Annotated in this window: 14 protein-coding genes and 1 riboswitch; of the genes, 10 read left to right on the top strand and 4 right to left on the bottom strand. The window is 70.6% G+C overall.

Annotated elements, in window-relative coordinates; all coding sequences use genetic code 11:
- Positions 1-86 precede the first annotated feature (86 nt).
- Complete coding sequence (gene bcp / locus ACP4J0_RS26415; protein WP_426601228.1) at positions 87-554, bottom strand: thioredoxin-dependent thiol peroxidase; 468 nt, start codon at positions 552-554, stop codon at positions 87-89.
- Positions 555-648: 94 nt separating this feature from the next.
- Here bcp and ACP4J0_RS26410 point away from each other — a divergent pair, with 94 nt between their 5' ends.
- The 3 genes from ACP4J0_RS26410 to ACP4J0_RS26400 all read left to right on the top strand — a co-directional run bounded on the left by ACP4J0_RS26410 (position 649) and on the right by ACP4J0_RS26400 (position 1,849).
- On the top strand, positions 649-981 hold the full coding sequence (locus tag ACP4J0_RS26410) for a DUF3618 domain-containing protein (protein ID WP_426601227.1): 333 nt from the start codon (positions 649-651) through the stop codon (positions 979-981).
- A gap of 23 nt (positions 982-1,004) precedes the next feature.
- On the top strand, positions 1,005-1,361 hold the full coding sequence (locus tag ACP4J0_RS26405) for a GroES family chaperonin (protein ID WP_426516736.1): 357 nt from the start codon (positions 1,005-1,007) through the stop codon (positions 1,359-1,361).
- A gap of 66 nt (positions 1,362-1,427) precedes the next feature.
- Positions 1,428-1,497, top strand: a riboswitch (guanidine-III (ykkC-III) riboswitch).
- A gap of 31 nt (positions 1,498-1,528) precedes the next feature.
- On the top strand, positions 1,529-1,849 hold the full coding sequence (locus tag ACP4J0_RS26400; protein WP_165685864.1) for a DMT family transporter: 321 nt from the start codon (positions 1,529-1,531) through the stop codon (positions 1,847-1,849).
- 12 nt (positions 1,850-1,861) lie between these two features.
- Here the strand turns inward: ACP4J0_RS26400 and ACP4J0_RS26395 are convergent, their stop codons facing one another.
- Positions 1,862-4,240, bottom strand: coding sequence for a transglycosylase domain-containing protein (locus tag ACP4J0_RS26395; protein ID WP_426601226.1), 2,379 nt, complete (start codon positions 4,238-4,240; stop codon positions 1,862-1,864).
- 275 nt (positions 4,241-4,515) lie between these two features.
- On the opposite strand from ACP4J0_RS26395, the gene ACP4J0_RS26390 reads away from it, so the two are divergent.
- The 4 genes from ACP4J0_RS26390 to ACP4J0_RS26375 all read left to right on the top strand — a co-directional run bounded on the left by ACP4J0_RS26390 (position 4,516) and on the right by ACP4J0_RS26375 (position 8,165).
- The gene (locus tag ACP4J0_RS26390) at positions 4,516-5,322 is read left to right on the top strand and encodes an ABC transporter permease (protein ID WP_426601225.1); all 807 of its coding nucleotides are present in this window, start codon (positions 4,516-4,518) and stop codon (positions 5,320-5,322) included.
- Between the two features lie 64 nt (positions 5,323-5,386).
- Positions 5,387-6,229 (top strand): ABC transporter permease, encoded by an 843-nt coding sequence (locus ACP4J0_RS26385; protein WP_426601224.1) that lies wholly within the window; start codon positions 5,387-5,389, stop codon positions 6,227-6,229.
- A gap of 14 nt (positions 6,230-6,243) precedes the next feature.
- Entirely contained in the window at positions 6,244-7,296 is a 1,053-nt protein-coding gene (locus tag ACP4J0_RS26380) for an ABC transporter ATP-binding protein (RefSeq protein ID WP_426601223.1), read from the top strand.
- 32 nt (positions 7,297-7,328) lie between these two features.
- Positions 7,329-8,165: a DUF1707 SHOCT-like domain-containing protein gene (locus tag ACP4J0_RS26375; protein ID WP_426601222.1), complete on the top strand. Its 837-nt coding sequence runs from the start codon at positions 7,329-7,331 to the stop codon at positions 8,163-8,165.
- A 193-nt stretch (positions 8,166-8,358) separates the two neighbouring features.
- On the opposite strand, the gene ACP4J0_RS26370 is transcribed toward ACP4J0_RS26375, so the two are convergent.
- Positions 8,359-9,723 carry an SGNH/GDSL hydrolase family protein gene (locus ACP4J0_RS26370; protein ID WP_426601221.1) on the bottom strand — a complete coding sequence of 455 codons (1,365 nt, stop codon included), beginning with the start codon at positions 9,721-9,723 and terminating at the stop codon, positions 8,359-8,361.
- A gap of 440 nt (positions 9,724-10,163) precedes the next feature.
- On the opposite strand from ACP4J0_RS26370, the gene ACP4J0_RS26365 reads away from it, so the two are divergent.
- From ACP4J0_RS26365 to ACP4J0_RS26355, 3 genes are all read left to right on the top strand, one after another.
- Positions 10,164-11,558 carry a DUF445 domain-containing protein gene (locus ACP4J0_RS26365; protein WP_426601220.1) on the top strand — a complete coding sequence of 465 codons (1,395 nt, stop codon included), beginning with the start codon at positions 10,164-10,166 and terminating at the stop codon, positions 11,556-11,558.
- Positions 11,559-11,719: 161 nt separating this feature from the next.
- A complete protein-coding gene (locus ACP4J0_RS26360) occupies positions 11,720-13,231 on the top strand; it encodes an MFS transporter (RefSeq protein WP_426601219.1) in 1,512 nt (503 codons plus the stop codon).
- 74 nt (positions 13,232-13,305) lie between these two features.
- Positions 13,306-13,665: a VOC family protein gene (locus tag ACP4J0_RS26355; RefSeq protein ID WP_426601218.1), complete on the top strand. Its 360-nt coding sequence runs from the start codon at positions 13,306-13,308 to the stop codon at positions 13,663-13,665.
- A gap of 143 nt (positions 13,666-13,808) precedes the next feature.
- Here ACP4J0_RS26355 and ACP4J0_RS26350 read toward each other — a convergent pair whose 3' ends face one another.
- Positions 13,809-14,111 carry a hypothetical protein gene (locus ACP4J0_RS26350; RefSeq protein WP_426601217.1) on the bottom strand — a complete coding sequence of 101 codons (303 nt, stop codon included), beginning with the start codon at positions 14,109-14,111 and terminating at the stop codon, positions 13,809-13,811.
- Between the last annotated feature and the right edge of the window lie 291 nt (positions 14,112-14,402).

The raw sequence follows: 14,402 nt of genomic DNA, 5'->3' as shown, positions 1-14,402 counted from the left end.
TAACGAACCGGTTATCGGACAGTCACGCACGATAAACGGAAGGGGCCGTACCGGTCGTGCGGTACGGCCCCTGTGAGGACGGGGTCTCAGATGCCCAGGTCTTTGATGATCTTGGCTACGTGGCCCGTCGCGCGGACGTTGTACAGGGCCCGTTCGACCTTGCCCTCCTCGTCCACGACGATCGTGGAGCGGATGACGCCCATGTAGGTCTTGCCGTAGTTCTTCTTCTCGCCGAAGGCGCCGTACGCGTCGAGGACCTTCTTGTCCGGATCGGCCAGGAGGGTGACCTTCAGGGACTCGGTCTCGCGGAACTTGGCCAGCTTCTCCGGCTTGTCCGGGGAGATGCCGATGACGTCGTACCCGGCGCCGGCCAGCAGCTCCAGGTTGTCCGTGAAGTCGCACGCCTGCTTCGTGCAGCCGGGGGTAAGCGCGGCAGGGTAGAAGTAGACGATGACCTTGCGGCCCTTGTGGTCCGACAGGGACACCTCGTTGCCGTCGGCGTCCGGGAGGGTGAAGGCGGGGGCCGGGTCCCCGGGCTGGAGTCGCTCGCTCATCGATCCAGCGTAACGGGGGGTCCTGACAGTGCGGCGGCGCCAGTAGCTGACAGACTGTCCGGGACAGCGTCAGAGCAGACTTCGGAGGCGTACGGTGGCGGACACGTCGGACATCAGGACCCCGGCGCAGATCGAGGCGGACATCAAGCGCCGCCGCGAGGTGCTGGCCGAGACGCTCGACGAGATCGGGATGCGGGTGCATCCGAAGACGATCGTGGGCGATGCGAAGGCCAAGGTCGCTTCCAGCGTCGATCACACCCTCGGACGGGCGTACGTCGGGGTCAACCGTGTGGTCAGCGATGTGAAGGCGCAGTTCGTGGACGAGGAGGGCGCGCCGCGGATGGAGCGGGTCGTGCCCGTCGCGCTCGTCGTGGTCGGGGTGGTGGGGCTGTTCGCCCTGGGCGGTACCCGGCGGCGCAGGCGCTGAGCCGGGGCAGGTAGGTTCGTGGCGTGAGCGCCAAGAGAAACGAGCACAGTTCCCCGGACGACAAGCTGCCCATCCGGATGCTGCACGACCGCGTACTCGTGAAGCAGGACACCGGTGAGGGCGAGCGGCGTTCCGGGGGCGGGATCCTGATCCCCGCCACGGCGGCGGTCGGTAAGCGGCTGGCCTGGGCCGAGGTCGTCGCGGTGGGGCAGAACGTGCGGACCGTGGAGCCGGGTGACCGGGTGCTGTACGACCCGGAGGACCGTGCGGAGGTCGAGGTGCGGGGTACGGCGTACGTGCTCATGCGCGAGCGTGATCTGCATGCCGTGGCCGCGGACCGGTTCGAGGGGTCGGAGGATTCGACCGGGCTGTATCTCTGAATCGGCGGTAGGCGAAGGCCTCAGGAGGCTTCGGGGGCTGGTGATCAAGGTCACCAGCCCCTTTCTCCTGTCTTTGCTAGCTTGGAGGTACCCGACGAGACGCGCCGTACCGGGCTGAAGGAAAAGACGACGCACCACCGTTCAGTTCGTTCACGGAGGTGTCTGTCGTGGCCTGGGTTCTGTTGCTCGTCGCCGGTCTGCTCGAGGTCGGCTGGTCGATCGGGATGAAGTACACGGACGGTTTCACGCGGTTGTGGCCGAGTGTGTTCACCGGTGCGGGGATCGTCGCGAGCATGGTGCTGCTGTCGTACGCGGCCCGGACGCTGCCGATCGGGACCGCGTACGGCGTGTGGGTGGGGATCGGTGCGGCCGGTGCGGCGGTGCTGGGCATGGTGGTGCTGGGGGAGCCGGTGACCGCCGCCCGGATCTTCTTCATCTGTCTGCTGCTGGTCGCCGTGGTGGGGCTGAAGGCGACTTCGGGTCACTGATCCGGTGCGGTGTCACTGGCGGCGGGGTGAGAGGGGGATGCCGGCGATGGTTCCGTGGTCCGAGTCGTCGTCGCCGCCGGTGCCGGTCGAGTCGCCGTCGCCGTTGTCTCCCTCGGTGGTGCCGTCGCCGTTCGCCGGGTCGTCGTTGCCGGTGGGGCCCGCGTCGGCGGTGGGGCCGCCGGCGGTGGGGGCGCCGGTGTCGCCGCCGGGCGGGGTGCTGCCGCCGTCGGTCCGGCCCGGGGTCCGGGTGTCGTTCCGTTCGTTGTCGCCGGAGGACTCGTCGCCGGGTTTCCGGCTGCCGCTCTCCTCGCCGGCTCCCGGTTCGTCGGAGGTGCCGGCGGACGGGGATTCGGTGATGTTGGCGCCGGCCTGGAGCTGGAGGTCGAAGTCGGTGACGGGTTCGCCCTTGAGGGCGTTGCGGGTGTACTGGCCCCAGATCTCGGCGGGGGCGCCGCCGCCGTTGATCCGGTCCAGGCCCATGGCGCCGTAGAGCGGTTTGTGGGCGGCGGTGACGGGGTCCTGGCCCATGACGGCGACGACGGTGGCGAGTTCGGGGGTGTAGCCGGCGAACCAGGCGGCCTTGTCCTCTTCGGCGGTGCCGGTCTTGCCGGCGGCGGGGCGGCCTGCGGTCTGGGCGGCGGTCGCGGTGCCGTTCTGGACGACGCTGCGCAGGACGGAGGTGGTGGTGTCGGCGGCTTCGCGGCTGACGACTTGTTCTTCGTGCCGTTCGGGCAGTTCGACCTCGTGCTTGCCGTCCTTCAGGACTTTTTCGACGAGGGTGTAGGTGCCGTGCCGGCCGTGGTTGGCGAGGGTCGCGTAGGCCTCGGCCATGTCGAGCGGGCTGGCGTGGGCGACGCCGAGGGCGATGGACGGTGAGGGCACCAGTTCGGGGGTGTCGGGGGAGAGGCCGAGGTCGATGGCGGTCTGTTTGACCTTGTCGGAGCCGACGTCGACGGCCATCTGGGCGTAGACGGCGTTGATGGATTTGTCGGTGGCCTCGGTGACGGTGACGTCGCCGTAGTCGTGGTGGTCTTCGTTCTCGGGGGCGTAGCGGTCGCCGCTCCAGCCTTGGACGGGGCGTTCGCTGGTGCCGTCGTAGAGGGTGCCCGGCCTGATGAGGCGGCCGTCCTGGGTTCGGGAGCCGTTGGCGACGGCGGAGGTGAAGACGAAGGGTTTGAAGGTGGAGCCGACCTGGAAGTCGCGGCGGGTGGCGTTGGCTGTGTACTGCTTGACGTAGTCGATGCCGTTGTACATGGCGACGACCTTGCCGGTTTTCGGGTCGACGGAGGCGCCGCCGGCGCGGACGTAGGTGTCGACCTTGCGGTTCTTCTTGTCCAGTTTGGACATCAGTTTGTCGTCGACGGCTTTGACGAAGGCGTCTTGTTTGTCTTTCTGGAGGGTGGTGGTGACGCGGTAGCCGCCGCGGTCGAGGTCTTCCTCGGTGACGATGTCGTTCTTGTCGAGGTAGGCCTTGATGATGTTGACGAGGTAGCCGCGCTGTCCGGACATGCTGGTGGAGACGGTGGTCTCCTTGGGCATCGGGAACTTGGTTCCGGTGCGTTCGGTGGCGGTGAGCCAGCCTTTTTCGACCATGCCGTCCAGGACGTAGTTCCAGCGGGCCTCGGCGGCGGGCCGGTTCTCGGGGTGGGCGACGATGTCGTACTGGCTGGGTGCGTTGAGGAGGGAGGCGAGGTAGGCGCCCTGGGCGGCGGTGAGGTCCTTGGCGTCGATGCCGTAGTAGGCCTGGGCGGCGGCTTGGATGCCGTAGGCGCCGCGGCCGAAGAAGCTGGTGTTGAGGTAGCCCTCGAGGATTTCGTTCTTGCTCTTCTCACGATCGAGTTTGATCGAGATGAAGAATTCCTTCACCTTGCGGGTGATGGTCTGTTCCTGGGCCAGGTAGTAGTTCTTGACGTACTGCTGGGTGATGGTGGAGCCGGACTGCTTGCCCTGGCCGGTGGCGGTGTTCCAGCCGGCGCGGACCATGGCCATGGGGTCGATGGCGGACTCGGTGTAGAAATCGCGGTCCTCGGCGGCGAGGACGGCGTGCTGGGCGTCCTTGGAGATGCGGGCGAGGCCTACGCTTTCCCGGTTGACCTCGCCGTCGCGGGCGAGGACGCTGCCGTCGGCGTACAGGTAGACGTTGGACTGTTTGGTGGCGAGCGCGTTGGCGGCCGGGATCTGTACCAGGTGGTAGCCGAGGAAGAAGCCGCCGATCAGCAGCATGGCGCCGATGAGGCAGGTGCTGAGCGTGATGCGCCAGGTCGGGATCAGCCGGCGCCAGCCGGTGCGCCGTGGCCGCTCGGGTTTCCCGGTCTTCCCCTCGCCGGCCGTCTGTGGCTCTCTCGGCGCCCAGCCCTGGTTCGGCTGCTGCGGCTGAGGCTCGTCACTCATCTCGTGCACGGACTCCTGTTTCGCGTCGTACGGTCTGGTCTCGTGTCTCGTACGGCCTTGTGTGCTTCTGCGCGCTCTGGGCCCTCTGGCTCCTCTGGCTCCTCTGGGTCCATTGGGTCCATTGGGTCCATTGGGTCCTCTGCGGCCTCTGGGGAAGACTCTCGTACCGGGGGTTCCGTTCCCGCTCGACGGCATGCCTGTGAAATTCGCGTGGCACGGGCGGTCGCCGTCGCACTAGGCTCCTGCGCTTCGGTGCCTGGTCGGAGGAGGGGGTGGTGGGTGTGGGGTCGGGGCGGTTGTACGTGGCTGTCGCGGTGGGGGGATTCCGACGGTACGCGACGTATCGGGTGGCTACCGCCGCCGGGGTTTTCACCAACACCGTCTTCGGGTTGATCCTGGTTTATACCTATTTGGCCCTGTGGGACGAGAAACCGCAGCTCGGGGGTTACGACCAGGCGCAGGCCGTCACCTTCGTGTGGCTGGGGCAGGCCCTGCTGGCGGCGTTGGCGATCGGGGGCGGCGGGTTCGAGGACGAGCTGATGGAGCGCATCCGTTCGGGTGACATCGCCGTCGATCTGTACCGGCCGGCGGATCTTCAGCTGTGGTGGCTGGCGGCGGACGTGGGGCGGGCGCTGTTCCAGTTGGCGGGGCGCGGGGTGCTGCCGTTCGTGTTCGGGTCGCTGTTCTTCCCGGCGGCGCTGCCGCGGGAGGTGTCCACGTGGGTGGCGTTCCTGGTGGCGGTGGCGCTGGCGATGGTGGTGGGTTTCGCGCTGCGGTATCTGGTGGCGCTGTCGGCGTTCTGGCTGATGGACGGGACGGGGGTGACGCAGATGGCGTGGCTCGCGGGGTTGTTCTGCTCGGGGATGCTGCTGCCGCTGAACGTGTTTCCGGGGGCGCTCGGTGAGGTCGTGCGGGCGCTGCCGTGGTCGTCGCTGCTCCAGGCGCCGGCGGACGTGCTGCTGGGGGAGGCCGATCCGCTGGGGACGTATCTCTTCCAGGCGTCCTGGGCGGTGGTGCTGCTGGCGGTGGGGCGGCTGGTGCAGTCGGCGGCGACGCGGCGGGTGGTGGTGCAGGGTGGCTGAGGGGGCTGGGGTCAGCGGGGGCAGCGGGGTCACCGAGGTGGCTGGAGTGGCTGAGGCGGCTGAGGTGGCTGAGGCGGCTGAGTGGGGTGAGCCGCGTGGGCGGGTCGTCGAGGGGCTGCGTGCGTACGGTCTGATCTGCGCGATGTGGGTCCGGTCGACGATGGCGTACCGGACGTCGTTCGTGCTGACGACCTTCGGGAACTTCGCGATGACCGCGCTGGACTTCGTGGCGATCCTGCTGATGTTCTCGCGGGTCGACGCGCTGGGTGGTTACTCGCTGGCCGAGGTGGCGTTCCTGTACGGCCTGTCGGGTGTGTCCTTCGGACTGGCCGACCTGGCGATCGGCTCGATGGAACGGTTGGGCCGCCGGGTGCGGGACGGCACGCTCGACACGCTGCTGGTGCGTCCGGCGCCGGTGCTGGCGCAGGCGGCGGCGGACCGGTTCGCGCTGCGCCGGCTGGGCCGGGTGACGCAGGGGGTGCTGGTGCTGGGGTATGCCCTGGTGGTCGTGGACATCGACTGGACGGTGGCGAAGCTGCTGCTGATGCCGGTGATGCTGCTCAGCGGGGCGGGGATCTTCTGCGCGGTGTTCGTGGCGGCGGGGGCGTTCCAGTTCGTGGCGCAGGACGCCTCGGAGGTGGCGAACGCCTTCACCTACGGCGGTACGACGATGCTGCAGTACCCGCCGACGGTGTTCGCGCTGGACCTGGTGCGGGGGGTGACGTTCGTGGTGCCGCTGGCCTTCGTCAACTGGCTGCCGGCGAGTTACGTGCTGGGGCGGCCGTATCCGCTGGATCTGCCCGGGTGGGTGGCGTTCACGCCGCCGCTCGCGGCCGTGGCCTGCTGTGTGCTGGCGGGGCTGGCCTGGCGGGCGGGGCTGCGTTCGTACCGGAGTACGGGGAGCTGAGGGAGTTGGAGGAGATGGAGGAGTCGAGGGAGCTGAGGGAGCTGAGGGAGTCGGGAGAACCGGGGGCGGCGGCCGGGGCGGACCGTGAGGGGCGGCGGCCGGGTGGGGGCTTCATCGAGCTCGACGGCGTGGAGAAGGTCTTCGACGTACGCAAGAAGGCCGGTTTCCTGAAGCGGGAGCGGCGGCAGGTGCGGGCCGTGGACGGGCTGTCGTTCACGGTGGCGCGCGGCGAGATGGTCGGTTACATCGGGCCGAACGGTGCCGGCAAGTCGACGACGATCAAGATGCTGACCGGCATCCTGACGCCGAGCGGCGGCCGGCTGCGGGTGGCCGGCATCGATCCGTCCCGGGAGCGGGCGCGGCTGGCGCACCGCATGGGGGTGGTGTTCGGGCAGCGGACGACGTTGTGGTGGGACCTGCCGCTGATCGACTCCTACCGGCTGATGCACCGCATGTACCGCATCCCGGACGTCCGGTACCGGGAGAACCTGGACCGCTGTGTGGAACTCCTGCGGCTGGGGGAGCTGTTGGACGTGCCGGTGCGGCAGCTGTCGCTGGGGCAGCGGATGCGGGGCGACATCGCGGCGGCGCTGCTGCACGATCCGGAGGTGCTGTACCTGGACGAGCCGACGATCGGTCTGGACGTGGTGTCGAAGGCGAAGGTGCGGGGTTTCCTGCGGGACCTGAACGCGGAGCGCGGCACTACGGTGCTGCTGACCACGCACGACCTGCAGGACATCGAGCAGTTGTGCTCGCGGGTGATGGTGATCGACCACGGGCGGCTGATGTACGACGGTGCGCTGGACGGGCTGCACGAGGCGGGGGAGAGCGAGCGGACCCTGGTGGTGGACCTGGAACGGGAGTTGCCGCCGATCGAGGCGCCGGAACCCGCGCGGGTGGTGCGGGTGGAGGGGCCGCGGCAGTGGCTGGCGTTTCCGGCGTCGGCGTCGGCGGCGGGGCTGGTGGCGCGGATCGCGGCGGAGTATCCGCTGGTGGACCTGTCGGTGCGGGAGCCGGACATCGAGTCGGTGATCGCCAAGATGTACGCGGAACGCGCGGGCGCGTAGTGTCCGGCGCGGCGACCTCGTAGGCTGCTTGTATGACCGACGACGCCCCGGAGCTCCGGGCATCCGACGCCGACCGTGAACGAGTCGCCGAGGTCCTGCGGGACGCCCTCGCGGAGGGTCGTCTGGACATGGCGGAGTTCCAGGAGCGGCTGGACACCACGTACGGCGCGCGGACGTACGGGGAGCTGGCGCCGATCACCCGGGACCTGCCGGTCGGTCCCGTGGAGGGGCCGTCCCGGGTGTCGATGACCAAGGAGCCCGAGCGGAGCGGGGACTGGGCGGGCCGGATCACCGGCGGTGAGGGGTCGTCGTCGTGGGCGGTCGCCGTGATGTCCGGGTTCCAGCGCAAGGGGCGCTGGACGGTGCCGAGGCGGTTCAATTCGTTCGCGTTCTGGGGCGGCGGGGACATCGACCTGCGTGAGGCGGTCTTCGCCGACCGCGAGGTCGTGATCAACTGCGTGGCGATCATGGGCGGGGTGAACGTGATCGTGCCGCCGGGCGTCGAGGTGATCGTGCGCGGCATCGGCGTCATGGGCGGCTTCGACCACCGTGAGGAGGGCGTGCCCGGCGATCCGGGTGCGCCGCGCGTCGTGGTGACGGGGTTCGCCTTCTGGGGCGGGGTCGGTGTCGAGCGCAAGCTGACGCGGGCGGAGCGGCAGCGGCAGAAGGAGGAGCGCCGGCAGGAGAAGCTGGCGCGCAGGGCCGCGGCCCGGGAGCGGCACTCCGCTCTCCGGGAGGACGTGGAGGGCGCCCACCGCAGGATGCTGGACGGGCACCGGGACCTGATGCGCGAGCACCGCGACGAACGCCGCGAGCAGCGTGAACTGCGCCGCGAGGAGCGGGACCGCCGCAGGTGGGACGAGGACTGAGCGGGGGCTTGCCGCGCCGGGTCGGTGCGGGCTTTGCTTCCCGTGCCGGTGGCTCCGGACGCCGGGCCGTGCCGTCCGTCGGGGTTCCGGGTCTGGGTCTGGGGCCGTCCGGGTCCGGGTCCGGGTCCGGGTCCGGGTCCGGGTCTGGGTCTGGGTCTGGGTCTGGGTCCGGGGTGCGGTCCCGGTGCCCGGGTCACAGCTGGACCGGTGCCGCGCCCTTCAGGTCGTCCAGGTCGAGGAGCCGGCCCATCCGTGCGTACCCCTTGTCGCTGGGGTGCAGGTGGTCGCCGCTGTCGTAGTCGGAGCGCAGGCGGCGCGGGTCGTAGGGGTCGCGCAGGGCCTTGTCGAAGTCGACGACCGCGTCGAACACGCGTCCCGAGCGGATCTCCTCGTTGATCTCCTGCCGTATCGTCTCGCGGTCCTGGGTGTAGCGGCCGTAGCCGCCGAACGGCATGATCGTCGCGCCGACTACCTTCAGGCCGCGGGCGTGGGCCCGGTCGGTCAGCGTGCGCAGGCCGTCGAGGATGCTTTCCCGGTCGGCGAGGTCCGGGCTGTGCAGGATGTCGTTGACGCCGAGGGCGATGACGACGACCTTGACGTTGGTGCGGTCCAGCACGTCCCGTTCGAAGCGGCTGAGGGCACTGGGGTTGTCGGCGGGCCGGCCCGACCTGCCGGTGAGGATCCGGTTGCCGCTGATGCCCTGGTTGACGACGCCGTAGCGGGGCGCGTCCCGTCCGGCTGCGGCCGCGTCGTGCAGCCGTTCGGCGAGGACGTCGGTCCAGCGGTGGTTGGCGTTCATCGCGGCGCCGAAACCGTCGGTGATCGAGTCGCCGAGGGCGACGACGGTGCCGTCGGCCTCGTGGCTCAGCACGTCCAGCGCGGTCAGGTAGCGCCAGTACGGGGTTTCGGTCGTGTAGGCGACGGCGGTGACGTCCGCGGTGTGCTCGCCGTCGGCGACGTAGCTGGTCTGCCGGGCGTGCGGGTGGTGGGTGACCGGGCCGGACGGGACGGGGGAGTAGGTGGTGACCAGGACGTCGGTGCCGTACGGGACGGTGAGGCGGGCGAGGTCGCTCATCACCTGTCCGCCCGCCGGGATGACGACCCGGGGGCTGCCGCCGAAGGTGAGCCGGCGCATGGTGCCGGCGAGCGCGGCGGCGGTGTCCGGGCCGTCGGCCAGGGCGATGGTGGCGTGCGTGACGGTCAGCGGGGACTGCCCGTAGAGGTTGGACAGGGTGATGCGGGCACTGGTGCCGCCGATGCTCGTGTGCACGACGTTGCGCACGGAGCGGCCCGCCATGCCGGTCGTGCCGGTGCCCGGTTCGGCGGAGGCGGGGGAGGCGGACCAGGCGCCGACCCAGGTGCCGGTGGAGGCGGGAGCGGCGTCGCCGCGCGGGAAACGGCCGCCGGCGAGCGGTGTGCGGTCCTTGGCGCCGTCGTCGGCGGACACTCCGGCGTATATGGCCGCGGAGATCGCCACTACCAGGGTGACGATCGCCGCGAGCAGGGCACGGTGCTTGGTGGGGGGCGCCCCCGCACCCCCGTCACGACCCCGGGTCATGCTGTGCTGTTCTCCTCGGGCGAGGGGAGCCCGAGGCTCCGGTCCGGTGAACCCATGATGCGTCATGGGCCGGGGAACGGCCGCAGGACCCCGCGGGGTCCTGCGGGACTTCCGCCGGGACCCCGGCCCGCGACTCCCGCGGTACCTCGCGGGACTTCCGCAGGACCCCCGGGCTTCCGTAGGACCTCGCGGGACTTCCGCGTGGCTCCGGCAGGACTCCCGCGGTACCTCGCGGGACTTCCGCAGGACCCCGCGGGCTTCCGTAAGGCCTCGCGGGACTTCCGCGTGGCTCCGGCAGGACTCCCGCAGGACCGCGCGGGACTTCCGCGGACCCCACGGGTGTTCCCCTCCGGTACAGACGCCGGGAACTTGTGTTCCGTTCCAGGAGTCGGTCAGGCAGGGACAATGTGTGCGGGACGGATCAGCGAACGGTGGAGTGGATGGAACGCGCGAGAGCGGAACTTCCTGAGGGTTCCGAAGGTACCGGGCAGGACGCCGGGGCGGGCGCGGCGCGGCCCGCCGCGGGCGCGGGAGGGCCTGCCCCGGGCGACGGCGTCGTGCGCGACCGCGCGATGACGGCCTTCAGCCCGGCCGACGAGGTCAAGCGTCGCGGCGTGCGCCGCATGAAGCTCACCGCCACCGGCCTGCTGCTGTTCGTCGCCGTGGTCTACGTCCTGTCCGAGTGGGCCTCCCATCAGGGCGCGGGCGCCTGGGCGGGCTATGTGTCGGCCGCCGCCGAGGCCGGCATGGTCGGCGCGCTCGCCGACTGGTTCGCGGTCACCGCCCTCTTCCGCCACCCGCTCGGCATCCCCATCCCGCACACCGCGATCATCCCGAAGAAGAAGGACCAGCTGGGTGTCTCGCTGGGCGAGTTCGTCGGCGAGAACTTCCTCTCCGAGGACGTGGTGCGCGGGCGGCTGCGCGCCGTCGGCATCGGCAGCCGGCTCGGCGCCTGGCTCGCCGTGCCGGAACACGCCGACCGGGTGACGGCCGAGCTGTCCGCCGCCCTGCGCGGCGCGCTCACCGTGCTGCGCGACTCCGATGTGCAGGCGGTGGTGGGGGAGGCGATCACGCGCCGTGCCGACGCGCAGGAGATCGCCCCCGGCATCGGCAAGCTGCTGGACCGGATCGTCGCCGACGGCGGCCACAAGCGGGCCGTCGACCTGATCGTCTCCCGCGCCCACGACTGGCTGGTCGTGCACGGCGACTCCGTGATGGACGCCGTGCAGGGCGGGGCACCCGGATGGACGCCCCGGTTCGTGGACAAGAAGATCGGCGACCGCGTCTACAAGGAACTGCTGCGCTTCGTCACCGAGATGCGGGACATGCCGGCCCATCCGGCGCGCGGCGCCCTCGACCGCTTCCTCGCGGACTTCGCCTCCGACCTCCAGTCCGACACGGAGACCCGCGCGCGGGTGGAGCGGCTGAAGACCGAGGTGCTGGGCCGCGGGGAGGTGCAGGATCTGATCGCGTCCGCCTGGACGGCCGTACGCTCCATGATCGTCTCGGCGGCGGAGGACGAACGCAGCGAGCTGCGCATGCGGGTGCGGGCCTCGCTGCTGTCGCTGGGCGCCCGGATGGCCTCCGACCCCAAGGTGCAGGGCAAGGTCGACTCGTGGGTGGAGGGTGCCGCGGTGTACGTGGTCACCACCTACCGCAAGGAGATCACCTCCCTGATCACCGACACGGTGGCGAGCTGGGACGCCGAGCACACCACGAAGAAGATCGAGGCGAACATCGGCCGCGACCTGCAGTTCATCCGCATCAACGGCACGGTGGTCGGCTCGCTGGCCGGGCTGCTGATCTACACGGTCTCCCGCATGCTGGGGGCGTAGAGCCCCTCCGGACCCGGTCCGGACTCTCTCCCGGTACTCCTCCGGTACTCCTCCGGTACTCCTCCGAGGGCGAGGGCGGGCCCTGCGGCCTCCCGGCGCGGCGGGCGTGTCCCTTCCGGTGCCGGGCACACGGGAGGCGTTCGCTCGACGGAGAGGGAGCCATGACAGGAGAAGCGTCGCCGGCCTCAGTGCCCGCCTCCACGCAGATCGTCACCACGGCCGTCCCGGCCCGCCTGGACCGGCTGCCCTGGTCACGGTGGCACTGGATGATCGTGATCGGTCTGGGCACCGTCTGGATCCTGGACGGCCTGGAAGTCACGATCGTCGGAAACGTCGCGGGCCGCATCGCCGAGGAGGGCAGCGGCCTGGACATCAGCTCCGCCCAGATCACGGGCCTCGCCGCCGCCCTGTACGTGGCGGGCGCGTGCTCCGGGGCGCTGTTCTTCGGCTGGCTGACCGACCGTTACGGCCGCAAGAAGCTGTTCATGGCCACGCTGGCCGTCTATCTGGCGGCAACCGCGCTGACGGCGCTGTCCTTCGAGTCCTGGTGGTTCTTCCTCTTCCGTTTCCTCACCGGTTTCGGTATCGGCGGCGAGTACGCGGCGATCAACTCCGCGATCGACGAGCTGATCCCGTCCCGGTACCGGGGCCGGGTCGACCTCATCATCAACGGCAGCTACTGGCTCGGCGCGATCGGCGGCGCCCTGCTGTCCATCGTGCTGCTGGACACCGACATCTTCCCGAAGGACCTCGGCTGGCGGCTCAGCTTCGCCCTCGGCGTCGTCCTGGGCCTGGTCATCCTCCTCGTACGACGGCACGTCCCGGAGAGCCCGCGCTGGCAGTTCATCCACGGCCACGGCGAGAAGGCCGACACCCTCGTCTCGTCCGTCGAACGGGAGATCGAGGAGGAGAAGGGCGAGAAGCTGCCGCCGCCGGCCGGTGAGATCACCATCCACCAGCGCAAGAGCATCGGCTTCGGCCTGATCGCCAAGACGGTCTTCCGCCGCTACCCGCGCCGCGCCGTCCTCGGCCTGTCCCTCTTCATCGGACAGGCCTTCCTCTACAACGCGATCACGTTCGGCTTCGGCACCATCCTCATCACCTTCTTCGACGTGCCGACCGGCAGCACCGGCTACTACTTCGCCGTCATCGCCGCCGGCAACTTCTGCGGCCCGCTGGTCCTCGGCCCGCTCTTCGACACGGTCGGCCGCCGGATCATGATCTCGGGCACGTATCTGCTGTCGGGCGTCCTGCTCTTCGGCACGGCGTGGCTCTTCGACCGGGGCTCGCTCTCGGCCACGACGATGACGGCCTGCTGGTGCGTGGTGCTGTTCTTCGCGTCGGCGGGCGCATCCAGCGCGTACCTGACCGTCTCCGAGATCTTCCCCATGGAGACCCGTGCCATGGCCATCGCCTTCTTCTACGCCATCGGCACCGCCGCGGGCGGCATCAGCGGCCCGCTGCTCTTCGCCAGCCTCACCGAGTCCGGCGTGGTCGGCGACACGGTCCTGGCCTTCCAGATCGGTGCCGGGCTGATGTGCGCGGCCGGACTGGTGGCGGCGTTCCTGGCGGTGAAGGCGGAACGCCGCTCGCTGGAGGACATCGCGGAGCCGCTGTCGGTGGTGGAGGCGGGCTCGGCGGCGCCGCGGAGTTCCGGCACCCCGGCCAAGTAGCCTCGCGGGCGTACGTCCTGATGCCCTGACGCCCCGACCGCCCGACCGTCCGGCCGACTGCGAGGAGCCGTCCGATGACCGTCCGCAGGATCGTCCCCGACATCCGGGTCGAGAGTGAGGAGCAGCTGCACGCGAACCGTGACTTCTACGGCCTGCTGGGCTTCGAGGAGGTCATGAACACGGGCTGGATGACGACGCTGGCCTCCCCGTCCAACCCCACCGCCCAGATCAGCCTCTTCACCGGGGAACGCACCGCGCCCGTCGTCCCCGACCTGAGCGTGGAGGTCGAGGACGTGGACGCGGTGTACGCGCAGGTCGCCGCGTCGGGCGCGGAGATCGTACGGGAGGTGCGGGACGAGGAGTGGGGCGTACGGCGCTTCTTCGTACGGGATCCGAACGGGCGGGTGGTGAACGTACTGACGCATCTGACCTGAGGGCGTGCTGACGCGCCCGGCCCGCGAACGTACCGCCGCACCCGGCCTGGTGACGTACCGCCGCACCCGGCCCGGTGACGTGCGGACGCACCCGATCTGGGAGCGCAGTGACGCACCCCGCCCCGAGCCCGTCTGGGCGGGATTCAGCCCCGCCGGTCGGCGACCGCCCACGAGGCCAGCGCCACGGCTCCGGCGACACCGAGGACGGCGGGCCAGGCGCCCACCTTCCTGGCCAGCGGGTGGGACCCGGCGAAGCCGGCGACGTAGGCGGCCGTCAGCGCTCCGGCGGCCCTCCCGCCGGCCCGTTCCCGCCACTGCTGTGCGGCGGCGGCCCCGGCGACGGCGAGTACGGCCCCGCCGAGCTGCCGCTTCTTCGTCCAGCGGGCGACGCCGTACCCGCCGACGAGACCACCTGCGGCGACCACCGAGCTGGGAACCTTCGCCATGTCTGCCTCCTGCCGTGCCGGCTACCGCTACCGAACCTAGACCTCGCCGGCCGCGCCACGCGCTCCGGGGGTGGCCGCGGTGCCGTCGTTCCCCGGCGGCAGCGCGTCGCTCCCTTGGCCGAACACCGTGCCCCGACCGCGTCACGTCCGGGTGTCCGCCGCGTCGGAGGGAGCACGGAGGGGGAGGGAGACGACGGGCGGAACGAGGGAGCGAGAAGCCGATGAGTACGCCGAGCCCCGGCACGAACCACCCCGGGCGACTGAGACGCAGGTCACACCGCGTGTCTGCCC

This window comes from Streptomyces sp. WG7, from assembly GCF_049975785.1.
GTDB lineage: Bacteria > Actinomycetota > Actinomycetes > Streptomycetales > Streptomycetaceae > Streptomyces.
Note: the sequence above shows the minus strand (reverse complement) of the source record. Positions and strands in the feature narration are given on the sequence as shown.